Below are 21361 nucleotides of genomic sequence, written 5' to 3'. Positions count from 1 at the left end.
TAGCAGACCCGAGCGTTGGCGAAAGGACTCCCCCGTGCCCTCTCTGTCCGGCGGCGGCTACACCGCCGAGATCAGCCCGCGCGGCGCCGCCGTACGCGTGCTCAGGCACGGCGGGCGCGACCTCGTGACGTCGTGGCCGGAGGACGGCCCGGTCCCGTTCTACGCCGGCACGATCCTGGCCCCGTGGCCCAACCGGGTCGCGGACGGCCGCTACTCCTTCGACGGCGCCGAGCACCGGCTGGAGCTGACCGAGCCCGAGCGCGGCAACGCCCTGCACGGGCTGGTCTCCGCCGCCGAGTGGCGGGTGGCGGAGTGGCTGGCCGCCGAGGACGAGCACGCCTTCGCCCGGCTGGTCCACACGGTGACGCCGGCGCCCGGATACCCGTTCACGCTGGAGCTGCAGGTGCTCCACCGGCTCGACGCCGGCGGGCTGACCACGACCGTCACGGCGCGCAACGCCGGGGAGCGCCCGGCGCCCTACGGGTGCGCGCCGCATCCGTGGCTGCTGGGCGAGTCCGACGTGCTCCACGTCCCCGCCGCCAGGGTGATGCTGAACGACGAGCGCAGCCTGCCCAGCACGGTGGAGGAGGTGGCGGGCACGCCGTACGACTTCAGGACGCCGCGCGCGCTCGCCGGCCAGGACGTCGACCACGCCTTCACCGCGCTGACGGCGGGCGAGGTGCGGGTCGGCGGCACACGCGTGACGTGGGACCCGGCCGTGCTGCCGTGGGTGCAGGTGTGCACCGGCGGGCAGCTCGGGTACGAGGGTGTGGCGGTGGAGCCGATGACGTGCCCGCCGGACGCGTTCAACTCGGGTACGGACCTGGTGGTGCTGGGTCCGGGCGAGCGGCACGCGGCGAGCTGGACGATCAGCGCCGTCTAGGACGTACTAGACGATCACCCGTCGAAGCGGACAGAATTTCGCTCCGTGGAGAGCCGAACCAAGCGCCGTCTGTCCCCCGAGCAGCTCGACGCGTTGCTCAGGCGGGCGATGGGCACCGGCGTCGCCGAGGCGGGCGAGCTGACCGACGGCTTCGCCAACGCCGTGTGGCGGGTGCGGCTGGACGACGGCCGCGACGTGGTGCTCAAGCTCTCCCCGTCGCCCGACCTCGACCAGCTCACCTACGAACGCAACCTGCTGCGCATGGAGGCGCGGGCGATCGAACTGGCCGCAGCGGCAGGGGTGCCGGTGGCCGGGCTGCTGCGGGCCGGCTTCGACGATCCGGTGCTCGGCGGCGACTACCTGGTGCTGCGCGCGCTCGACGGCACGCCGTGGAACCGCACCCAGCCGGACTCCCCCGAGGACGTGCGGCGCGAGCTCGGCCGGCACCTGGCCACGCTGGCCTCGGTGACCGGCGCGGAGTTCGGCTATCCGCACAACGGCATCACCGGCCCGACCTGGCGCGCGGCGTACCTGGCGATGCTCGGGGCGCTGCTGGACGACACGCTGCGCTACCCGACGCCGCTGCCGCTGCCCGCCGAGGAGATCAGGCGGGTGGCGCGGGCCGCCGCGCCCGTGCTGGACGAGGTGCGCACGCCGAGCCTGGTCCACTTCGACGTGTGGCCGGGCAACGTCTTCCTCACCGCCGACGGCGGGATCCAGGCGATCATCGACCACGAGCGCGCGTTCTGGGGCGATCCGCTGGCCGACCTCATCACCCCGACGCTCTTCGGCGAGGTCGGTGAGAACGATCCGCTGCTGGCGGGCTACCGGGAGGTGCGGCCGCTGGAGCTGACGCCGTCCGCGCTGGCCCGCCTCGACCTCTACCGCACCTACCTCTATCTGATCCTGCTGGTGGAGAACGGGCCGCGGCAGTACCCCGAGGAGGAGTACGCGCCGCTGCGCGACCTGGCCACGACCTCGCTGGTCAAGGCGGTGGAGGCGCTGCGCTGACCGGGTGCGGCCCCTGGAGACCCCGTGCCCAGGGACCGCCCGTCCGGCACTGGTCAGGCCGCGGCGGGGCTCCTGCCCTCGGCCAGGCTGAGCGCCTCGACCAGGCTCGCGTAGAGCTCGTCGGTCTCCAGGAGCGCCGTGTGGGTGCCCTGGGCGCGTACCCTGCCGTCCTCGAGGACGACGATCGTGTCGGCGTCGATCACGGTGGACAGCCGGTGCGCGATCGTCACCACGGCGCCCTTGCTCGCCCGGTCGGCGATGCAGTCGTGCACGGCCGCCTCGGTGAGGCCGTCGAGCTGCGCGGTGGCCTCGTCGAGCAGCAGCACGTCGGGGGTGCGCAGCAGCGCCCTGGCCAGCGCGATCCGCTGGCGCTGGCCGCCGGAGACCGAGGTCGGCGACAGCTCCTCGTCGAGGTCGGCTGCCATGTCGGCCAGCCGTACGTCGTGCAGGACCCGGAGCAGTTCCTCCTCTCCCGCCTCCGGGTGCGACAGCAGCAGGTTGTCGCGGATCGTGCCGGGCACGACGGGGGTGTCCTGCTCGACGTAGGCGAGCCGGGCGCGCACCTGGTCGTGCGTGAGGTCCCGGTACGGCACGCCGTCCAGCAGGATCTCGCCCCCCTGAGGCTGCAGGAAGCGCAGGATCAGGGAGAACAGCGTCGTCTTGCCCGCCCCCGAGGGCCCGACGATCGCGACGTGCCCGCGGCGCGGGACGACGAGGTCCACCCCCCTGACGGCGGGTTCGGAGTCGGCCGAGTAGGCGGCCCGCACGTCGCGCAGCTCCAGGATCGCCGGCGCGCCCGTGGCAGTGGCCGCCGCCGCCCCGGCGGGAACGGAGCTTTCCTGCTCCAGCGAGTCGACGCTGCGGATGCGCTCGGCGGCGGCGATGCCCGCCTGCAGGGCGGTGACGTTCTGGCTCAGCTCGGTGATCGGCTCCATCAGCGCGAACGCGTAGAGCAGGAACGCGATCAGGCTGGAGACCTCCAGCATGCCCAGGCTCACCCGCCAGGCGCCGACGCCGAGGATGAGGATGATGGCGAGCTGGATGCCCGACCAGGCCAGCGTCCAGGCGATCGCCTCCCTGCGCACCGCGGTCACGCTGTACTTCGTCGACACGCGGGCGTCGTCGATGATCCGGTCGGCGGTGCGGTCCTCGGCGCGGCTGACCTTGACGGTCCTGATCGCGCGCAGCGCGCCTTCGAGCCGGCCGCCGACGCGGCCCACGTGCTCCTGGGCACGTTCCTGGGCCTTGGCGATGGCCGGCATCAGCGTGGCGAACAGCAGGCCCACCACGACGACCGCGGCCATCGTGGTGCCGAGCAGCACGAGGTCCAGCACGCCCATGAGCACGAGCGTGCCCACGAGCATGATGGCGCCGTTGATCAACCCGATGACGCTGGAGGACGCCGCCTCGCGCAGCAGGACGGTGTCGGAGGTGACCCTGGTGACGTACTCACCGCTGGGCCGCCTGGTCACGGCCGGGATCGTGGCCCGCAGCAGGCGGCGCACCATCGACTCGCGGGCCTCCAGCACGACCCGCTCCCCGAGCGCGCCGAGCATGATCCACTGCCAGGTCAGGATCACGATGCCGAGCACCAGCAGGCCGGCCAGCGCGGCGATGGGCCCGGCCAGCGACATCGACGCGCCCAGCGAGTCGAGGACCCACTTGGTCACCATCGGCGTGGCCAGGCTCATCCCCGAGCCGAGCAGCGCGAGGAACAGCCCGAGGATCAGCTTGCCCTTGTGGGGCCGGGCGAAGCTCCAAAGGATTTGGAGTCGCGGAAACTTTTTCGGAGCACTCATGGATGACAGTGGAACACACGTGTTCCAAGAAAGGCAAATGAGTTTCTTAGTGGTACGGTGAGCACATGACAGTTGCTGAGACAGGGCTGCGCGCACGCACCCGTCGCGCCATCCTCGACGCCGCCTTCGCCACGATGACCGGCAACTCGGGCGCCTCACTCAGCGACGTGGCGGCGGCCGCCGGGGTCGGCCGCACGACGATCCACCGCTACTTCCCCGAGCGCTCCGACCTGATCACCGCGATGTCCGAGGACCTCCTGGAGAAGATCGCCCTGGCCACCACCCGCGCCAGGCTGACCGAGGGACCGGCGGTCCAGGTGCTCGACCGCCTCATGCAGGAGTACTTCGAGCTCGGCGACTACCTCATGCTCGCCTTCACCGAGCCCCACCTCATCGACTCGGCCGACTGGGAGACCGAGACCCCCAGCGACCGGGAGCTGATCACGATGATCGAGCGCGGGCGTGAGGAGGGCCTGATCGACGCGCGCATGCCGGCGAGCTGGGTGCAGCAACTGATGTGGGCGCTTCTGTACGCCTCGTGGCAGCAGATCCGCGACGAGGAGACCTCCAAGCACGACGCGCTCGGCATGTGCCTGCTCGCCTTCCGCAAGGCCATCGCCGCCCCCTGAGGGCAGCCCCTCGGCCGCCGGAAAGGCAGACGGCTCGCCCGCCGTGACGGCGGTACGCAAGGTCGCGGCCTGAGCCCTGAGGGCGCGACCTCAGCCTGAGGGCAGGTCGGCGAGCATGATCGGCATGGTGGTGGGACGCCGCGAGCCGCCCGCGGGCTCGACCGTCAGCGCCACCCGCCCCTCCCCCTTCTCCGGTACGGCCCGCAGCATCCCCTCACCGTCGTCCAGCAGCCCTGCCGGGCGGGCTCCCCCGGGCCCCATCAGCCACAGCGCGTAGTCCTGGTCGTCCTCCAGCCTCGGCAGCCCGGTCGCCGCGAACACCATCCTGCCCCGCTCCCTCGACACCACCAGCGTGGCCTCGCCCCCGGCGGTGACCGGCCGGTGCAGCACCCGGGCGTCGGGGGCGGCCATGACCTCCAGCAGGTCCTTCTGCCGGTCGAGCGCCTCCTGCCTGCTCGCCGTGACCGCCTCCAGTTGCCGCTGGCCCTGGACCGCGAACACCCCCAGGACCAGCGCCGCCGCCACTGACACGGCCGCCAGCCCCGTCGCCGCCCGCCCCTGGGCGCCCCGCCGTCCACCCCGCCCGCGGGCCCGGCCACGACCGCCCGCCATGGCCGGCAGGCGGTGTCCGGCCGCCCGGCCGGGTGGGAGCGGCACGGGCGTGACGGCCGTGGACCCGGCCCCCGTGGCGCCGGTCCGCAGCGGACCGGGCCGGTCGGGTCCAGGCGCGCCGGGGCGGGGATGCCAGACCGTCGCATCGGATTCGGGGAGCGGCCAGGGGTAGGCGGGGGTGTGGGCCTGCCGTACCCGGGAGGCGGTGGCGAGCACGCGGCGGCGGAGCGCGGCGGGCGGCGGCTTGGCCACCGGGAGCGCGAGACGGGCGGCCGTCTCGCGCAGGCGGCGCACCTCGCCCTGGCAGGCCACGCAGCGGGCCAGGTGCCGCTCGAACAGCTCCCCTTCCAGTTCGGGCAGAGCGTGCACGGCGTAGGCGCCGGACAGGGCGTGGAGGTCTTCGTTCATGGGTTCGCTCCCAGCCGGTACGGCCCGTCGCGCGGTGAACGCCGCGAACGGGGTTGCGCGTCACGGCCGTGGCGGGGGCGGACGGTCGCGATGCTCACGCCTGTACTTCGGAACCTGGGGCTCGCCGGATGCCGGGCCTTGCGCTTTTCCCGTGCCGTGCGACAATTTCACTGGGTGATGAATTATGAGCTGTGTAATCGCAGGAGGCGGTCCAGCGGGCGCCATGCTCGCCCTGCAGCTCGCCAGATCCGGCGTCGAGGTGACGCTGCTGGAGAAGCACGCCGACTTCCTCAGAGACTTCCGGGGTGACACGATCCACCCCTCGACCATGCAGGTGCTCGACGAGCTCGGGCTCATCGACGACTTCCTCCGGATGCCGCACCGCAAGACCTACCAGGTGCACGCGCTGACCGACGACGGCCTCCAGCCGGTGGCCAGTCTCAGGGAGCTGCGCACGCCGTACAACTACATCGCGATGGTCCCGCAGTGGGACTTCCTCGACCTGATCACCGGGGCGGCCAAGGAGTACCCCTCGTTCCGGCTGCTCATGAGCGCGGAGGCGACCGGTTTGATCCGCGAGGACGGCGTGGTGCGCGGCCTGCGCTACCGGGACGCCTCGGGCGAGCACGAGATCAGGGCCGCGCTGACCGTGGCCGCCGACGGCCGGCGCTCCACGCTGCGCGCGGCGGCGGGGCTGGTGCCGAGGGAGTTCGGGGCGCCCATGGACGTGCTGTGGTTCCGCATGCCGCGCGACCCCTCCGACCTCGACCTCACGTTCCTGCGGCTGTCGCCGGGCAAGCTCATGGTCGCCATCAACAGGGAGACCTACTGGCAGATGGCCTACGTGATCCCCAAGGGCGGCTTCGACCGGCTGCGCGCCCAGGGCGTCGACGCCTTCAGGGAGCCGGTGCGGCGGCTGCTGCCGTTCCTCGGCGACCGGGTGGACCTGGTCCAGAGCTACGACGACGTCAGCATGCTGACCGTCGCGGTCAACCGCCTGGAGCGCTGGCACCTGCCGGGGTTCCTGTGCGTCGGAGACGCCGCGCACGCGATGTCGCCGGTGTTCGGCGTCGGCATCAACCTGGCCGTGCAGGACGCGGTGGCCACCGCCAACCTGCTGGCCGGGTCGCTGCGCTCCGGGGCCCCGATCCCGGACTCGGCGCTTCATCTGGTGCAGCGGCGGCGGTTGTTCCCCGCGAAGGTGACGCAGGCCGCGCAGCGCCTGTTCCAGGAGCGCGTCATCAGCGTCGCGCTGGAGAACCGGCCGAACCCGCCCCGCCTGCCCTCCAACGTGACCGGCGTCCCCTTCCTGGGCGCGGCACTGCGGCGGTTCGTGGGCTTCGGCGTACGCCCCGAGCACGTGAGCACGAAGGCCGTGGTCCGGGCCTAGTCCGGCACCGGCAGGTAGTAGAGCGGGAGCGGGGCGGGCGGCGGCAGGGGCGCGGCTGGCGCGGTGTCGAAGGAACCGAGCAGGAGGGCGACCAGGCGCCGGGAGGCGGCCACCGCGGCCGGCGCCGAGGTCGCGGTGATGCCGTCGTTGGCCATGAGGATGAGCGAGAGGTCGCTGCGCTCGAAGTCGGCGCGCAGCCGTCCCGTGGCCTTGGCCCGCCGCACCAGTTCGGCGAAGCCCCGCTCGGCGCGGGCGCGCTCGCGGCCGAAGTCGAGCGCGTGGGGGAAGGCGGTCAGGAACGCCGCCGCGAACCCGCGGTCGACGGCGTTCATCGCGCACACCTTCTCGATGAACGCGCGGAACCCGAGCCAGGGGTCGGGGTCCTGCAGCGCCGTGTCGATCGTGGCCACGCAGGTCGCCAGGTGCTCACGGAACACCTCCGTCACCAGCGCCTCGCGGGTCGGGAAGCGCCGGTAGAGGGTGGCCACGCCGACGCCCGCGCGCCGCGCGATCGCGGCCATGGGCACCTCGATGCCACGCGCGGCGAACAGGGCCGTGGCCGCTTCGAGGATGCGGTCGCGGTTGTGCCGCGCGTCCGCGCGCAGGTCCATCCGAGAGGGTTCGGCGGGCATGTCTCTCACATTAGCGCAAGTGGAGGGGTCTTTCCGTTTAGCGGGCTAGCGTGACGGCATGAACGAGATGCGCGCGGCCCTTTACGACCGCTACGGCCCCCCTGAAGTCCTGTACGAGGGCGTCCTGCCCAGGCCCGCCCCCGGCCCGGGCGAGGTCCTGGTACGCGTCCACGCCGCCAGCGTCAACGGCGGCGAATACCTGGGCCGGGCCGGAAAGGTCCGGCTGGTGACCGGTCTGGCCAATCGCGGCTGGCCCAAGCGCACCGGGATCGACTTCACCGGCGAGGTCGCCGCCCTGGGCTCGCCGATGTCCGGCCTGCGGCCGGGCGACCGGGTCTGGGGCAGCATGGCCAGGTCCCAGGGCTTCGGCAGCGCCGCCGAGTACGTGGTCGTGCGGCCCCGGCAGCTCGCCTTCGCCCCGGCGGGGCTCGACCTGGTCCAGGCCGCGGCCCTGCCCGTGGGCACGACCGCGATCACCGCGCTGCGCGACAAGGCCCGCCTCGCTCCGGGCGAGCGTCTGCTGGTGCGCGGCGCGGCGGGAGGCGTGGGCAGCCTCGCCGTCCAGCTCGGCCGTGCCTATGGCGCGCACGTGACCGCCCTGGCCGGAAAGGCCAACCTGGACCTCGTCCACGACCTCGGCGCCCACGAGGCCCACGACTACCGCACGACCGGACCCGCCGACCTCGGCCGCTTCGACGTGATCCTCGACGCCGTGGGCACCGGCCTGCCCGCCTGGCGGCGCCTGCTGACGCCGCGGGGCCGGATGGTGGCCATCGCCTTCGACATCGACCACGTGGCCGCCTCGCTCGGCTTCATCCTCGCCTCCAGCGTGTACGGCTCGCGCCGCGTACGGTTCTTCAGCGGCAACCCCACCCACGAGCTGTTCGCCGAGCTGACCAGGCTCACGGAGTCGGGGGCGCTCCGGCCGGTCGTGGACACGGTCCACCCGCTGTCCGGCATCGCCGGGGCGCACCGGGCGCTGGAGGCGGGCGGCGTGCGCGGAAAGCACGTGATCCAGGTGGTATGACCGATTTCAGCGGTCGGCTGGTGAGAACACGTTCTCAGAATGCGGAATCCGGGGTCTGAGAGGAAGGCGGAGTGGAATACCCTCGTTTGTCGTGAGCGCACTGAGCAACCTCGATTCCTGGCGGGCGCTTCCCGCCGCCCAGCAGCCCGACTGGCCCGACCCCGCCGAGCTCGGCAAGGTCGTGGACGAACTGCGGACTCTTCCTCCTCTGGTGTTCGCCGGCGAGTGCGACCAGCTCAAGGCTCAGCTCGCCGACGTGGCCCAGGGCCAGGCGTTCGTGCTGCAGGGTGGCGACTGCGCCGAGACGTTCGCCGGCGCCACCGCCGACAACGTGCGCAACAAGCTCAAGACGCTGCTGCAGATGGCCATCGTCCTCACCTACGCGGCCAAGGTGCCGGTCGTGAAGATCGGCCGGGTCGCCGGGCAGTTCGCCAAGCCGCGCTCCAAGGGCACCGAGACCCGCGACGGCGTCACCCTGCCCGCCTACCGGGGCGACATGGTCAACGGGTTCGACTTCACCGAGGCCTCCCGGGTGCCCGACCCGTGGCGGCTGCTGAAGGCGTACCACTCCTCGGCGGTCACGCTCAACCTCGCCCGCGCCTTCACCAAGGGCGGCTACGCCGACCTGCGCCAGGTGCACGCCTGGAACCAGGACTTCGTGGCCGAGTCGCCCGCCGGGCGCCGCTACGAGCAACTGGCCAGGGAGATCGACCAGGCGCTGGCGTTCATGCGGGCCTGCGGGGCCGACCCGGAGGAGTTCCACACCGTGGAGTTCTACTCCTCCCACGAGGCCCTGATCCTCGACTACGACCAGGCGCTCACCCGCATCGACTCGCGTACCGGCCTGCCGTACGACGTCTCCGCTCACATGGTCTGGATCGGCGAGCGCACCCGCCAGCTCGACGGCGCGCACGTGGAGTTCTTCTCCCGCATCCGCAACCCGATCGGCGTCAAGCTCGGCCCCACGACGTCGGCCGAGGAGGCGCTCACGCTGGTCGAGAAGCTCAACCCGGCCAACGAGCCCGGCCGCCTGACGTTCATCACCCGGATGGGCGCGCCGAAGATCCGCGAGCTGCTGCCGCCGCTGGTCAAGGAGGTCACGGCGTCGGGGGCGCAGGTGGCGTGGATCTGCGACCCGATGCACGGCAACACGTTCGAGGCGCCGAGCGGGCACAAGACGCGCCGCCTGGACGCGGTGCTGGACGAGGTGGCGGGCTTCTTCGAGGTGCACCGCGCGCTCGGGACGCACCCGGGCGGCATCCACATCGAGTTCACCGGCGACGACGTGACCGAGTGCGTGGGCGGCGGCCAGGAGATCGTCGAGGACGACCTCGCCCTGCGCTACGAGACCGCCTGCGACCCGAGGCTCAACCGCTCGCAGTCGCTCGATCTCGCCTTCCGCGTCGCCGAGCTCTACCGCTCGGTCTAGCTCCTGTTACGGCGGGGCCGGCCTGCCCGCCCCGCCGTAGTGCCCGGCCGTCCGTCGAGCGATGGTCGTGAGGGCTCACGGCCGGCCCGCCGTGACAACGCACGCAATCAGCGGAGATGGATCGCCGGGTCGGGGCCGGCCGGCAGGGCGCGGCGGGTCGCATGGGAGGTCGAGGTCCAGAAGACCCCGGCCACGATCGCCATGAGGATGACCAGCCAGACCGCCGCCCGGCCCATGCGCAGGCCGTAGCCGCACAGCAGCCAGGACAGCGCCAGCCACCATCTCCTGGAAGCCCCGGCCTTGCGCCGCATCTCCATGGCGCCGAAGGCGAAGTCGCCGGCCACGGCCTCGTCGTCGAGGCCCGCCCGCAGGCCCGTGTAGAGGACGGCCAGCCGTTCCGCGCTGGCGGCGGCCTCGCCGGGAGCGCTCCAGCCCCGTAACAGGTGCTCGTCGGCCAGCGAGCGGCGGCGGGAGAACCAGCGCAGCGGCGGCCAGCGCAGACCGAAGCGGACACCGCTGGGCGTCAGCGCGAACGCGCAGTTCTTCAGCCGCAGGCCCGCCGGGTCGGTATAGCCGGAGAAGCGGCACGTGGACAGGTCCAGGCCGGACAGGCTGAGGGTGGCGGCGCGCACCTCGCGCAGGGAGGTCAGCGCGGCGCGGCCGCGGCCGGAGACGGCCGACGGGTCGTGCAGGACGGCCGACTCCAGGTCGGCCTGGGCGTCGGTGAGGCGCAGCAGCAGCGGGCCGGTGACCTCGGCGTGCCGCAGGTCGGCGCCGGAGCCGGTGACACACAGGTCGAGCCCGTTCTCGGCGTGGACGTGGGCGGCCGACAGGCGGCCGGTGAGCGAGACGTAGACGTTGCCCAGGAAGTGCGCGGTGTCGAAGCCCGCCGGGCCGACGACCTTGCGGAAGGACAGCGTGCGGCCGAAGCGGGCGCCGCGGAAGACGGCACCGTCGCCGACCACGGCGCCGTCGAAGGTGGCGAACCCGTCGAAGCGGGCACGCTCGCACGACAGGCCGCGGCCGCATGCGGTCTGGCTGAACAGCGCGTCGCGGGCCAGCAAGGCCCGGTCCAGCGACAGGTGGCCGCGCACCCGCACGCCGTGGAAGGACACCTCCCTGGCGAAGCGGGCGCCCGCCAGGGAGACGTTGCCCTCGAAGCGGGCGCCGAAGAAGGAGGCCAGGCGGTCGAACCTGGCGCCGTCGAGGGAGACGTCGCCGAGGAAGGCGACTCCGGCGAAGCGCGTCTCGCCGGTGAAGTGGGCGCGGTCCAGGCGGGTTCTGCCCGGCCTTCTTCCGGTGGCCTCCAGGACCCGCTCCAGGAGTTCGGCGTCGATGGTGGTACCGCGCAGGTCCACGAGGCGGCCGGGGCCCAGGGTGCGGAGCACCTCGGCCCGCCGCTCGGGCGCGGCGTGGAACAGGCAGGAGCCGTGAGGCTGGTGTGCGAATCCTGTGCAGGCGCCGGAATGCGCGCAGGTGACCCAGTCCATGCCGTGGTCATACCCGGGGACCGCGGTTGTCAAGGTTAGATGAATTAACGTTCTATCCACTTTGATGTGGAAAAACGCGACGGCAACTCCCCTTAAAGTGCCGGTCATGCGTGTTTTAACCCGGGCAGCGATGTGCGCCCTCGCCGCGGTCGGCCTCGCGGCCACACCCGCCCTCGCCGCCACGCCGACGGCGGCGGCCTGCGACACACCGGCCACCCACCAGATCGCGCAGGTCCAGGGGAACGGCGACGCCAGCCCCCTGGCCGGTCAGACCGTGACCGTCGAAGGCGTCGTCACCGGCGACTTCCAGCGGACCGACCAGCTCAGCGGGTTCTTCCTCCAGGACCCGACCCCGGACGCAGATCCGGCCACCTCCGACGGGCTCTTCGCCTTCGCCCGCTCCACGTTCCAGGACGTCAACGCCGGCGACAAGGTGCTGGTGACCGGGCGGGTGATCGAGTTCAACGGCTGGACCGAGCTGTCCCCGGTCTCCGCGGTCACGGTGTGCGGGACCGGGTCGGTGGCGGCGGCGCCGTACCGGCTGCCCTCGGCGGGCGGGCTGGAGTCGGTGGAGAACGTCCTGCTGACCTTTTACCAGCCGCTGACCGTCAGCGACCACTACAACCTCGGCCGCTACGGCGAGATCACCGTCTCGGCGGGAGGGCGGCTCTACCAGCCGACCGACCGGCCGGGCGTGGACCCGGCGCTCAACGCGCGCCGCTCGCTGCTGCTCGACGACGGCTCCACCCGCGAGAACCCGGCCACGCTGCCGCCGATCGTGCGCGCGGGCGACACGCTCGTCGGCGCGACGGGCGTGCTCGGCTACGGCTTCGGCAAGTACCGGCTGCAGCCGGTCAAGCCGTTCTCGTTCGTCAACACCAACCCGCGCTTCCCCCGGCCGCTGCCCGTGGGCGGCAACGTGCAGGTGGCCAGCCTGAACACGCTGAACTGGTTCACTACGCTCGGCTCGCGCGGGGCCAGCGACGCCGAGGAGCAGAAGCGGCAGCTCGACAAGCTCGTGGCCACGCTCAAGGGCCTCGACGCGGACGTGGTCGGGCTGATGGAGGTCCAGAACAACGGGCAGACCGCCCTGCAGGCGCTCGTGGACGCGCTCAACGCCCAGGTCGGCGCGGGCACGTACGCGGCGCTCGCGCACCCGTTCCCCGGCACCGACGAGATCCAGGTGGGGATGATCTACAAGCCCCGCGTGCTCAAGCCCGCCGGTGAGACCGCCTCCTCGCAGGACCCGGTGTTCAGTCGGCCGCCGCTCATCCAGACCTTCCGGAGGGTCTCCGGCGGCCAGCCGTTCACCATGATCGTGAACCACCTCAAGTCCAAGGGCAGTTGCCCCCCGAGCGGCCCCGACGCCGACCAGGGCGACGGCCAGGGCTGCTGGAACCCGCTGCGCGTGAAGCAGGCCGAGGCGCTCGTCAAGATCGCCGCCGAGCTGCCGAACCCCGTCATCCTCGGCGACCTCAACGCCTACGGCGAGGAGGACCCGATCGACACCCTTGAGGCCGGCGGCCTGACCAGCGTGACCAAGCGGTTCGTGCCGGCGCCGTGGCGTTACAGCTACATCTTCGACGGCCTGTCGGGCGAGCTCGACCACGTGCTGGTCGGCCGCCAGTTGCTCAAGCGGGTGAGCGGCGCGACGATCTGGCACAACAACGCCGACGAGCCGCGCATCCTCGACTACAACACCGAGTACAACCCGCCCGGCCTGTACAAGCCGGACGCGTTCCGCTCCTCCGACCACGACCCGTTGCTGTTCGGTCTCCAGCTTCCCGGGCGCTGACCTCGCGTGTCCCGCCGGGGGCCTGGTGTGTGCCCCCGGCGGGACGTGGAATGCTGGAAAGCGGTGGGTGGTTGACACCGTTGCAACTTCAACGACGATACGAGGAGCCACTTGTGGCGACCATCGAAGTAACCGAGAAGAACTTCAACGACATCGCCGACAAGGGGATCGTCCTGCTCGACTTCTGGGCCGCTTGGTGCGGGCCGTGCCGTACCTTCGGGCCGATCTTCGAGAAGGCGTCCGCGAAGCACGAGGACATCACCTTCGGCAAGATCGACACCGAGGCCGAGCAGGCGCTGGCGCAGGGCTTCGAGATCACCTCGATCCCGACGATCATGGCCATCCGCGACGGCATCGTCGTCTACGCCCAGCCCGGCGCGCTTCCCGCCCCGGCCCTGGAGGACCTGATCGGGCAGGTGCGCGCGCTGGACATGGACTCCATCCGGTCGGAGCTGGCCGAGGAGCTCAAGAAGGCCGACCAGAACTGACGTCCCCGCCGGACCTCGCCCCGATCGATGACGGCGAGGTCCTTTCTCATGGGCACGGCCGCTAGGGCAGTTCGGCGAGGACCTCGGCGAGCTTGGCGGGGATGGTCCCGCGCCAGCCGCCGCCCATGATCCGGCGGCTGAACTGCTGGGCCGCGTCGTCCGGGTCGAAGCCCTCGTGGTCGAGGAACAGGCGCGTGCCCCGCCCCTCGCCCTCCAGCCGCCAGCTCACGGTCCAGTCGGCCTTCTTGCGGTCGCTCCAGCTGATCCGCAGCAGCTTCCGCGGCTCGATCTCGAGCACGCGGCAGTAGACGACACCGTCGAAGCCGACGTTCGGCCGCGGGTCGGTGGTGAAGGTGAACTCGTGGCCGACCTCCAGCCGGAAGTCGTTGGGCATCAGCCATCTGGCCATCAGCTCGGGTTCGGTGAGCGCCCGCCAGACCTTGGCGGGCGGGTGCGGGTAGAAGTGGTCGACGCGGATCGCGCCCAGGTCGCCGTCAGTCATCCAGGCCATCCCCTTCGCCGAACATCTCGGGCATCTCGTCTCCGCCGGGCATCTCGTCTCCGCCGGGCATCTCGTCTCCGCCGGGCATCTCGTCTCCGCCGGGCATCTCGTCTCCGCCGGGCATCTCGTCTCCGCGGGGCGTCTCGTGCTCGCCGGGCGTCTCGTCTCCGCCGGGTATCTCGTCCTCGTCGGGCATCTCGTCGAGGACCGTGCCGAGCGCGGCCAGCCTCTCGCGCCAGAAGCGCTCGTACGGGCTGAGCCAGTCGCGCAGTCGCATGAGCGGCTCGGCCTCCAGCCGGTAGCGGCGTTCCCTGCCCGCGCGGTGCTCGGCGACCAGCCCGGCGTCCCTGAGGACCTTCAGGTGCTCGGACACGCTGGGCCGGCTCATGTCGAACCGTTCGGCCAGCCGCCCGGCGGGCTGGTCGCCCTCACGCAGCAGGAGTTCGAGCAGCCGCCGCCGCGACGGGCTGGCCAGCGCGGCGAACAGGGCGTCCGGTGAGGACATCAGCCCTGGCTGACGACGTAGCCGTTGCCGAACGGGTCCTGGAAGAGCAGTTGGCGTCCCCAGGGCTCGTCGGTGGGCCCCTCCGCGTCGGTGCCGGCGGCCCTGAGGCGATCGGCCAGGTCGTCGAGGTCGGGCACGGTCAGGATGAGGCCGCCGATCGGGGCCATGTCGGGGAACCACGAGGCGAGCAGCAGCGTGGTCGTGCCGCCCTCCGGCGCGACGGTGAGCCAGCGGCCCATCGGGAACGGGTTGTCGGTCCTGATCCCCATGCCGAGGGGGCCAATGTAGAAGGCCAGGGCCTTCTCCTGGTCGGAGACGGGGATGGTCACAGTGGAGATTTCCATGTCGGCCACTATACGTAGGAAATATCCTACATATCAAATCAGGGGAAACCCTGATGAGTCCCCGACGCCCCGATCCGTAGAATCGAGGCATGCTCATCGACGACTACGTGGCCGATCTGGACCGCGCCCTGTCCGGGCCGACCGGGCCCAAGCGCGACATGGTCGTCGAAGCCCACGACAGCCTGGTCGACACGGCCGACGCCTACGAGGCGGACGGGCTGGCGCGCGGGGAGGCCGAGCGGCTGGCCGTACAGGAGTTCGGGCGGGTCGAGGAGATCGCGCCCGGCTACCAGAGCGAGCTGACGGCCTGCGCGGGGCGCAGGCTGGGCGGGCTGCTGTTCGTGAGCGTGCCGCTGACCGCGCTGGCCTGGGCGATGTTGTGGCGGATCATCCCGATCGACCCGTCGATCTGGGCGCAGAAGCCCGGGTGGTACGGCACGGTCTCGCTGGCGCTGGACATCGTGCAGGTGGCGGTGGGGGTGAGCGGCGGTCTGGCGCTGCTGGCGCTCGGGCGCGGCGCGCGGCTGCTGCCGAAGGCGCGGCTGGTGACCCGCTCGCTGGGCGGGCTGGTGCTGGCCATGCTGGCGACCACGACGGTGCTGGGCATGATCCTGACGATCGGGGTGAAGGGGCCGGTCGGCATCGCGGCCTATCCCCCGGGTGTGATGGTGACGCTGGTCAGCTACGCGCTGGCGGGCGTGCAGTTCTACTGCGCGGTGCGGTGCCTGCGCATCACGAGGACGGCCGTAGCACACCGCTGATCGTGGCGGTGAACTCCCGCCAGGCGGACCGCTCGCCTTCGAGCTGCCGCCTGCCGGAGTCGGTGAGCCGGTACGTACGCCGCTTGCGCCCGCCCACGGTCGCCCATTCGCTGACCAGGAAGCCCACGCGCTCCAGCTTGCGCAGCGCCGGATAGACGGTGCCGGTGGGCACGCTGAGCGCGCCGCCGCTGCGTTCCTGCAGGGCTTCGATGATCGCGTAGCCGTGGAGCGGCTCGTGCTCCAGCACGGAGAGCAGCAGTGCGTCCAGGTGGCCGCGGAGCGCGTCCGGGTTCATGGCGACAATCCTAGGTTCCCGTTCGTCATATAGACAGTCTACATGTAGGCTCTCTATATGTAGGCAGACACAACATGCAATGGGGATGAGGCCATGGAGGCACTGGATCTGGCGCGCCTGCAGTTCGCGCTGACGGGCAGCCTGCACTTCCTGTTCGTGGTGCTCACGCTGGGACTGGCGCCGCTGGTGGCCATCCTCAACACGCGCTGGGTGCTGTCGGGCAAGCGGCTGTATGAGGGGATGACCCGCTTCTGGGGCCAGATCTACGTGATCAACTACGCCCTTGGCATCGTGACCGGGCTGGTGATGGAGTTCCAGTTCGGGCTCTCCTGGAGCGGCCTGTCCCACTACGCCGGCGACGTCTTCGGGGCGCCGCTGGCCATGGAGACGCTGGTGGCGTTCTTCCTGGAGTCGACGTTCCTCGGGCTGTGGATCTTCGGCTGGCACAGGCTGCCCAAGAAGCTCCACCTGGCCTGCATCTGGATCGTCACGCTCACCGCCTACGCCAGCGCCTTCTACATCATGATCGCCAACTCCTTCCTGCAGAACCCGGTCGGCTCCGTCGTCAAGGGCGACCACATGGAGCTGGTCGACTTCGGGGCGCTGATGACCAACCCCGCGCTGGTCGCCGCCTTCCCGCACATCATCGGGGCGGCGCTGTTCACCGGCGGCATGGTCTTCGCCGGCGCCAGCGCGTACCAGCTCATGCGCAAGACCGCCGAGCAGGAGTTCTTCACCAGGTCGCTGCGCACGGGCGTGGTGACCGCGGCGATCGGCAGCACGCTCGCGGTCGGCGCCGGGTACGCGCAGTTCGGGGTCATCGAGACCGGCAAGTTCGAGAACAACACCGCCGCCGCCGTCGGGCTCGGCTTCATGATCGAACTGGGGCATCTGCTCTGGTTCATGGTGGTGCTGGTGATGCTGCCGCTGATCCACTGGCTGCCCAGGTGGCGCTGGACCCATGTGATCCTCGTCATCATGACGCCGCTGCCGTTCGTGGCGTCCATCCTCGGCTGGATGGCCAGGGAGATCGGGCGCCAGCCCTGGATGATCTGGGAGAAGCTCACGGTCGCCGACGCCATGTCCCCCGGGCTGACGCCCGGGATGGTCACGGCCTCGCTGATCGGGTTCGTCGCCGTGCTCGGGCTGCTGGCCGTCGTCGACTACGTCCTCATCGTCCGCGTGGTACGGCGCGGCCCCGCCGACCTCGCGCTCGGCGCCCCCGCCGAGGATCGCCGCCCGGCGATGAGCCTCTAGGAGCCCCCGCATGGAACTGATCTGGTTCGTCGTCTTCGCCGTCCTGCTGGCCGGCTACTTCGCCCTGGAGGGCTTCGACCTGGGCGTCGGCCTGCTCATGCTGGGCCGTACCCAGGAGCGCAGGGACCGGATGGTGGCCGCCATGGCCCCGTACGTGCTGGCCAACGAGGTGTGGCTGGTCGCGGTGGCCGGAGCGCTGTTCGGCGTCTACCCGATGCTGGAGGGGCCCGTGCTGTTCGGGCTCTATCCCGTCGTGGTCACGATGCTGCTGTCGTGGGTGCTGCGCGACGCGGGGCTGTGGTTCCGCCGCCGCATCGACGGGGCCGGCTGGCGCTCGTTCTGGGACCTCATGATCACGCTGGGCTCGCTGGGCCTGTCGCTCGGCTGGGGCGTGGCCCTGTACGCCGCCGCGACCGGCTTCACCGCCTCCCTGCTGCACCCGTTCGGGCTCGGGCTCGGCGCGCTGCTCGCGGTCGTCTTCGCGGTGCACGGGCGGGCGTTCCTGAACTGGCGCGAGGGCGGGAAGGCCGGGCGGCTCCTGCTCACCGGGCTGGCCGCCGCCGCGCCCGTCATCGCCCTGCTGGCGGGGTCGGCGGGCTTCCTCCTGGCCTCCTCGGCGGCCGATTCCAGCCTTAATGTGCTCAGTTTCATGGTGTTGCCGTTCGCGCCGGTCATGGTCGGCGCGCAAGTATGGGTCTGGCGGACCTTCCGGGGCGCCATCCGTACTCCGTCGTTCTTCTGAGGACTCGTGCACAAAGATCTCCTGCGGCTCATGCGGGCCGAGCAGTCGGTGCGCAGGCATCTGGCCGTCACCCTGGCCGCCGCCACGCTGGCGGGACTGCTCGTGCTCGTCCAGGCCGAGCTTCTGGCCGGGGTGCTGTCCGGCAGGTTCACGGCGGCGGCGCTGGGCGCGCTGGCCCTGGTGGTCGGGCTGCGGGCGCTGCTCGGGTGGAGCCAGGGGGTCTTCGCCGGCCGTACCGCGACCGGGGTGAAGTCGGCGCTGCGCGAGCGGCTGCTCGGCCGCCTGCGGGAGATGGGCCCCGCGCGCCTGGCAGGCCACCGCTCCGGTGAGCTCGTCACCCTGGCCGGGCGCGGGCTCGACCGGCTCGACCCCTACCTGACCGGGTACCTGCCCGCCATGGCGGTCGCCGCGGTGGTGCCGCTGGCGGTCCTCATCCGGCTGTTCGCCGCCGACCTGGCCAGCGCGGTCATCGTGCTGGTCACGCTGCCGCTCATCCCGATCTTCGGCGCCCTGGTCGGGATGCACACCAAGGCGACGACCGAGCGGCAGTTCCACGCGCTGTCGCGGCTCGGCGGGCACTTCCTCGACGTCGTGCGCGGGCTGCCCACGCTGCGCGCCTTCGGCCGGGCCCGCCACCAGGCCACCGTCATCCAGCAGGTCGCCGACGCCCACCGGGGCGCCACGATGCGCACGCTGCGGGTGGCGTTCCTGTCGTCGCTGGTGCTGGAGCTGTGCGCGTCGCTGTCGCTGGCGCTCGTGGCGGTGCCGATCGGGCTGCGGCTGCTCGGCGGCAGCCTCGACCTCACCACGGCGCTGCTCGTCCTGCTGCTGGCCCCCGAGGCGTACCTGCCGCTGCGGATGATGGGGACCCGCTTCCACGCCTCGATGGAGGGCGTGGCGGCGGCCGACGCGGCCTTCGCCGTACTGGATGAGAAGGCCGCCGAGCGGGCGCCCGCACCCGCCCGCGAGGAGCGCGGCGAGGGTCCGCCGGAGATCCGGCTGGAGAACGTCACCGTCCGCTACCCCGGCCGCGAGGACGCCGCGCTGGAGGACGTCTCGCTGGTGATCGCGCCCGGCGAGCGGGTCGCGCTGGTCGGCGAGAGCGGCGGCGGCAAGAGCACGCTGCTGCACCTGCTGCTCGGCTTCGTCACCCCCGCCTCGGGGCGGGTGCTGGTCGGCGGGCGGCCCCCTGACACCCCCGACGAGCTGGCGTTCGTGCCGCAGCGCCCGCACCTGTTCGCCGCCTCGGTCGCCGACAACATCCGTCTTGGCGCCCCCGACGCCACCCTTCCCGAGGTACGGCAGGCCGCCAAGGCCGCCCACGCCGACGCCTTCGTCGAGGCCCTGCCCGAGGGCTACGACACCCTGGTCGGCGAACGCGGCGCCAACTTCTCCGCGGGCCAGCGCCAGCGCATCGCCCTGGCCAGGGCCTTCTGCCGCCCCGGCGCGACGGTCCTGCTCCTGGACGAGCCCACGGCCCGCCTCGACGGCCGCAGCGAGGCCGCCGTCGTCGAGGCCACCGCCGCGCTGGCCGATGGCCGCACCGCCCTCATCGTCGCCCACCGGCCCGCCATGATCGACCTGGCCGACCGGGTGATCCGCATCCACGCCGGCCGCGTCCTGTCCGACACCCGCAGGGACGCCGCCCCGGCGCGTACCGGCGACGACGTGAGGGAGAACTGGTGAAGCGCCGCATGGGCCCGAGGATCGTCTGGGCCGTGCTGGCCGGGGCCGCCGCCGACCTGGCCGGGCTCGGCCTCATCGCCGCCGCCGCGTGGCTGATCACGCGGGCCGCCGAGCAGCCGCCGCTGGCCGCGCTGAGCGTGGCGATCGTGGCGACCCGCGCCTTCGCCACCAGCCGCGGCGTCTTCCGCTACGCCGAGCGCCTGACCGGCCACGACGTCGCCCTGCGCGCCCAGGCGGAGACCCGCGAGCGCCTCTACGGCGCGCTCATCGCGCCGCAGAAGCCCCGGCACGGCGGCGCGGACCTGCTCAGCCGCATGGTCGACGACACCGAGGCGGTCCAGGACCTGCTGGTGCGCTGCCTGCTGCCGGCCACGGCCGCCCTGATCACCGGCGCGGCGGCGGTCGTCGTCGCGCTGACGCTCGCGCCGTTCGCCGCGCTGGTCCTGCTGGCGGGCCTGGTGGTGGCGGGCGTGCTGCTGCCCGCGGGCACGGCCGCCGCCGCCCGCCGCTGGTCGGCCCGCCTGGCTCCGGCCAGGGCCGCGCTGGCCGAGCGGGTGGCCGACCTGGTGCACGGCTCGGCCGACCTGGCCGCGTACGGGGCCGGCGAGCGGGCCCTCGCGAGGGCCATGGAGGCGGACGCGGAACTGGCCGCGCTCGAACGCCGACAGTCGCGCGTCCACGCGGCCTCGCTCGGCGTGGGCACGCTGGTGCAGGGCCTTACGGTGGCCGCGATCGTGCTGGTCGCCCAGGGGGCCGGCGCGGACACCGTGGCGACGGCGGTGCTGGCGCTCACGGCGCTGGTGTCGTTCGAGCCGGTGCTGCCGCTGGCCGCGGCGGGCGAGCGGCTGGCTGGCATCACGGCCGCGCTGCGCCGCCTGCGCGAGGTGCGCTCGGCTCCCCCGGCCGTCACCGAGCCCGCCGCTCCGGCCCCCCTGCCCGCCTCGCCGGTGACGGTCGAGGTCGACGACCTCGTCGTACGGCACGAGCCCGGCGCTCCCCCGGCCGTGGACGGCCTGTCGTTCCGGCTGGAGCCCGGCAGGAGGGTGGCCCTGGTGGGGCCGAGCGGCGCGGGCAAGAGCACGGTGCTGGCGGCGCTCATGCGCCTGCTGGAGCCGGAGTCGGGTTCGGTGCGCGTCAACGGGGTGGACACCGCGGAGCTGGACTCCGACCAGGTGCGGACCCTGATGACCGGCCTCACCCAGGATCCGTACATCTTCCAGACCACGCTGCGCGACAACCTGCGCCTGGCCGGGCCCGGGTCGACGGACGACGATCTGGCGCGAGCCGTACGGGAGGCCCGTCTCGACCAGTGGGTGAGCAGGACCGGCTGGGACGCCGAGCTCGGCGAGGACGGCAGGACCGTCTCCGGCGGCCAGTTGCAGCGCCTGGCCCTGGCCCGCGCGCTGCTGTACGACCCGCAGGTGCTCCTCCTCGACGAGCCCGCCGAGGCGCTGGACGAGGAGACCGCCGACGCCCTGATGGCCGACCTGCTGGACGTCACCCACGACCGCACCACGCTCCTGGTCACCCACCGGCTGAAGGGCCTGGAGGAGGTGGACGAGATCATCGTCATGGAGCACGGCAGGGCCGTCCAGCGTGGCCGTCACGAGGATCTCCTCGCCGTCCCCGGCTACTACCGCGACCTGTGGCAGTCGGAGGCCCTCACGCGACGCTAG

Annotated in this window: 21 protein-coding genes; 13 read left to right on the top strand and 8 right to left on the bottom strand. The window is 72.3% G+C overall.

From position 1 onward, the window contains the following. Nucleotides 1-34: 34 nt before the first annotated feature. Complete coding sequence (locus ACIBEJ_RS01775; RefSeq protein WP_397180654.1) at nucleotides 35-883, top strand: aldose 1-epimerase family protein; 849 nt, start codon at nucleotides 35-37, stop codon at nucleotides 881-883. A gap of 45 nt (nucleotides 884-928) precedes the next feature. Next, complete coding sequence (locus ACIBEJ_RS01770; RefSeq protein WP_397180653.1) at nucleotides 929-1894, top strand: phosphotransferase; 966 nt, start codon at nucleotides 929-931, stop codon at nucleotides 1892-1894. Between the two features lie 53 nt (nucleotides 1895-1947). On the opposite strand, the gene ACIBEJ_RS01765 is transcribed toward ACIBEJ_RS01770, so the two are convergent. Next, nucleotides 1948-3693, bottom strand: coding sequence for an ABC transporter ATP-binding protein (locus ACIBEJ_RS01765; RefSeq protein WP_397180652.1), 1746 nt, complete (start codon nucleotides 3691-3693; stop codon nucleotides 1948-1950). 65 nt (nucleotides 3694-3758) lie between these two features. Here ACIBEJ_RS01765 and ACIBEJ_RS01760 point away from each other — a divergent pair, with 65 nt between their 5' ends. Continuing rightward, nucleotides 3759-4322, top strand: a complete 564-nt coding sequence (locus tag ACIBEJ_RS01760; RefSeq protein ID WP_397180651.1) for a TetR/AcrR family transcriptional regulator — start codon at nucleotides 3759-3761, stop codon at nucleotides 4320-4322. A 90-nt stretch (nucleotides 4323-4412) separates the two neighbouring features. Here ACIBEJ_RS01760 and ACIBEJ_RS01755 read toward each other — a convergent pair whose 3' ends face one another. After that, on the bottom strand, nucleotides 4413-5342 hold the full coding sequence (locus ACIBEJ_RS01755; RefSeq protein ID WP_397180650.1) for an anti-sigma factor domain-containing protein: 930 nt from the start codon (nucleotides 5340-5342) through the stop codon (nucleotides 4413-4415). Nucleotides 5343-5526: 184 nt separating this feature from the next. Between ACIBEJ_RS01755 and ACIBEJ_RS01750 the strand changes: the two genes are divergently transcribed. Beyond that, complete coding sequence (locus tag ACIBEJ_RS01750) at nucleotides 5527-6732, top strand: FAD-dependent oxidoreductase (protein WP_397180649.1); 1206 nt, start codon at nucleotides 5527-5529, stop codon at nucleotides 6730-6732. Here ACIBEJ_RS01750 and ACIBEJ_RS01745 read toward each other — a convergent pair. Further along, complete coding sequence (locus ACIBEJ_RS01745; protein ID WP_397180648.1) at nucleotides 6729-7364, bottom strand: TetR/AcrR family transcriptional regulator; 636 nt, start codon at nucleotides 7362-7364, stop codon at nucleotides 6729-6731. The genes ACIBEJ_RS01750 and ACIBEJ_RS01745 overlap by 4 nt on opposite strands. Before the next feature lie 67 nt (nucleotides 7365-7431). On the opposite strand from ACIBEJ_RS01745, the gene ACIBEJ_RS01740 reads away from it, so the two are divergent. Both ACIBEJ_RS01740 and ACIBEJ_RS01735 read left to right on the top strand, forming a co-directional pair. Next, the gene (locus ACIBEJ_RS01740) at nucleotides 7432-8391 is read left to right on the top strand and encodes an NAD(P)-dependent alcohol dehydrogenase (RefSeq protein WP_397181982.1); all 960 of its coding nucleotides are present in this window, start codon (nucleotides 7432-7434) and stop codon (nucleotides 8389-8391) included. A gap of 91 nt (nucleotides 8392-8482) precedes the next feature. Beyond that, nucleotides 8483-9820: a class II 3-deoxy-7-phosphoheptulonate synthase gene (locus ACIBEJ_RS01735; RefSeq protein ID WP_397180647.1), complete on the top strand. Its 1338-nt coding sequence runs from the start codon at nucleotides 8483-8485 to the stop codon at nucleotides 9818-9820. Nucleotides 9821-9927: 107 nt separating this feature from the next. Here the strand turns inward: ACIBEJ_RS01735 and ACIBEJ_RS01730 are convergent, their stop codons facing one another. After that, nucleotides 9928-11310 carry a pentapeptide repeat-containing protein gene (locus ACIBEJ_RS01730; protein WP_397180646.1) on the bottom strand — a complete coding sequence of 461 codons (1383 nt, stop codon included), beginning with the start codon at nucleotides 11308-11310 and terminating at the stop codon, nucleotides 9928-9930. A 106-nt stretch (nucleotides 11311-11416) separates the two neighbouring features. Here ACIBEJ_RS01730 and ACIBEJ_RS01725 point away from each other — a divergent pair, with 106 nt between their 5' ends. Next, a complete protein-coding gene (locus ACIBEJ_RS01725) occupies nucleotides 11417-13105 on the top strand; it encodes an ExeM/NucH family extracellular endonuclease (protein ID WP_397180645.1) in 1689 nt (562 codons plus the stop codon). A 113-nt stretch (nucleotides 13106-13218) separates the two neighbouring features. Next, nucleotides 13219-13593 (top strand): thioredoxin family protein, encoded by a 375-nt coding sequence (locus ACIBEJ_RS01720; protein ID WP_397180644.1) that lies wholly within the window; start codon nucleotides 13219-13221, stop codon nucleotides 13591-13593. Nucleotides 13594-13654: 61 nt separating this feature from the next. Here the strand turns inward: ACIBEJ_RS01720 and ACIBEJ_RS01715 are convergent, their stop codons facing one another. Genes ACIBEJ_RS01715 through ACIBEJ_RS01705 form a run of 3 tightly spaced genes read right to left on the bottom strand, consistent with a single transcriptional unit; the run spans nucleotide 13655 to nucleotide 14944 of the window. After that, the gene (locus ACIBEJ_RS01715; RefSeq protein ID WP_397180643.1) at nucleotides 13655-14095 is read right to left on the bottom strand and encodes an SRPBCC domain-containing protein; all 441 of its coding nucleotides are present in this window, start codon (nucleotides 14093-14095) and stop codon (nucleotides 13655-13657) included. Further along, nucleotides 14088-14600, bottom strand: a complete 513-nt coding sequence (locus ACIBEJ_RS01710) for a metalloregulator ArsR/SmtB family transcription factor (RefSeq protein ID WP_397180642.1) — start codon at nucleotides 14598-14600, stop codon at nucleotides 14088-14090. The genes ACIBEJ_RS01715 and ACIBEJ_RS01710 overlap by 8 nt, the downstream gene beginning before the upstream one ends. Next, nucleotides 14600-14944 carry a VOC family protein gene (locus ACIBEJ_RS01705; protein ID WP_397180641.1) on the bottom strand — a complete coding sequence of 115 codons (345 nt, stop codon included), beginning with the start codon at nucleotides 14942-14944 and terminating at the stop codon, nucleotides 14600-14602. Before ACIBEJ_RS01705 ends, ACIBEJ_RS01710 begins: the two co-directional genes overlap by 1 nt. A gap of 89 nt (nucleotides 14945-15033) precedes the next feature. On the opposite strand from ACIBEJ_RS01705, the gene ACIBEJ_RS01700 reads away from it, so the two are divergent. Next, a complete protein-coding gene (locus ACIBEJ_RS01700) occupies nucleotides 15034-15705 on the top strand; it encodes a permease prefix domain 1-containing protein (protein WP_397180640.1) in 672 nt (223 codons plus the stop codon). Here ACIBEJ_RS01700 and ACIBEJ_RS01695 read toward each other — a convergent pair. Then, nucleotides 15677-16000: a PadR family transcriptional regulator gene (locus tag ACIBEJ_RS01695; protein WP_397180639.1), complete on the bottom strand. Its 324-nt coding sequence runs from the start codon at nucleotides 15998-16000 to the stop codon at nucleotides 15677-15679. The two genes, ACIBEJ_RS01700 and ACIBEJ_RS01695, sit on opposite strands and share 29 nt — an antisense overlap. Before the next feature lie 93 nt (nucleotides 16001-16093). Here ACIBEJ_RS01695 and ACIBEJ_RS01690 point away from each other — a divergent pair, with 93 nt between their 5' ends. From ACIBEJ_RS01690 to cydC, 4 genes are read left to right on the top strand one after another with little or no spacing between them, the layout of a single operon-like run. After that, nucleotides 16094-17257, top strand: coding sequence for a cytochrome ubiquinol oxidase subunit I (locus ACIBEJ_RS01690; RefSeq protein ID WP_397180638.1), 1164 nt, complete (start codon nucleotides 16094-16096; stop codon nucleotides 17255-17257). 10 nt (nucleotides 17258-17267) lie between these two features. Then, nucleotides 17268-17999, top strand: coding sequence for a cytochrome d ubiquinol oxidase subunit II (locus tag ACIBEJ_RS01685; RefSeq protein ID WP_397180637.1), 732 nt, complete (start codon nucleotides 17268-17270; stop codon nucleotides 17997-17999). Nucleotides 18000-18005: 6 nt separating this feature from the next. Then, on the top strand, nucleotides 18006-19685 hold the full coding sequence (gene cydD / locus ACIBEJ_RS01680) for a thiol reductant ABC exporter subunit CydD (protein WP_397180636.1): 1680 nt from the start codon (nucleotides 18006-18008) through the stop codon (nucleotides 19683-19685). After that, complete coding sequence (gene cydC, locus ACIBEJ_RS01675) at nucleotides 19682-21361, top strand: thiol reductant ABC exporter subunit CydC (RefSeq protein ID WP_397180635.1); 1680 nt, start codon at nucleotides 19682-19684, stop codon at nucleotides 21359-21361. The genes cydD and cydC overlap by 4 nt, the downstream gene beginning before the upstream one ends.

Origin of the sequence: Nonomuraea sp. NPDC050790, from assembly GCF_044456745.1 — a bacterium.
In the GTDB taxonomy this organism is placed as follows: domain Bacteria; phylum Actinomycetota; class Actinomycetes; order Streptosporangiales; family Streptosporangiaceae; genus Nonomuraea.
The sequence above is the reverse complement of the archived record's forward strand: the minus strand, read 5'-3'. Positions and strand labels throughout refer to the sequence as shown.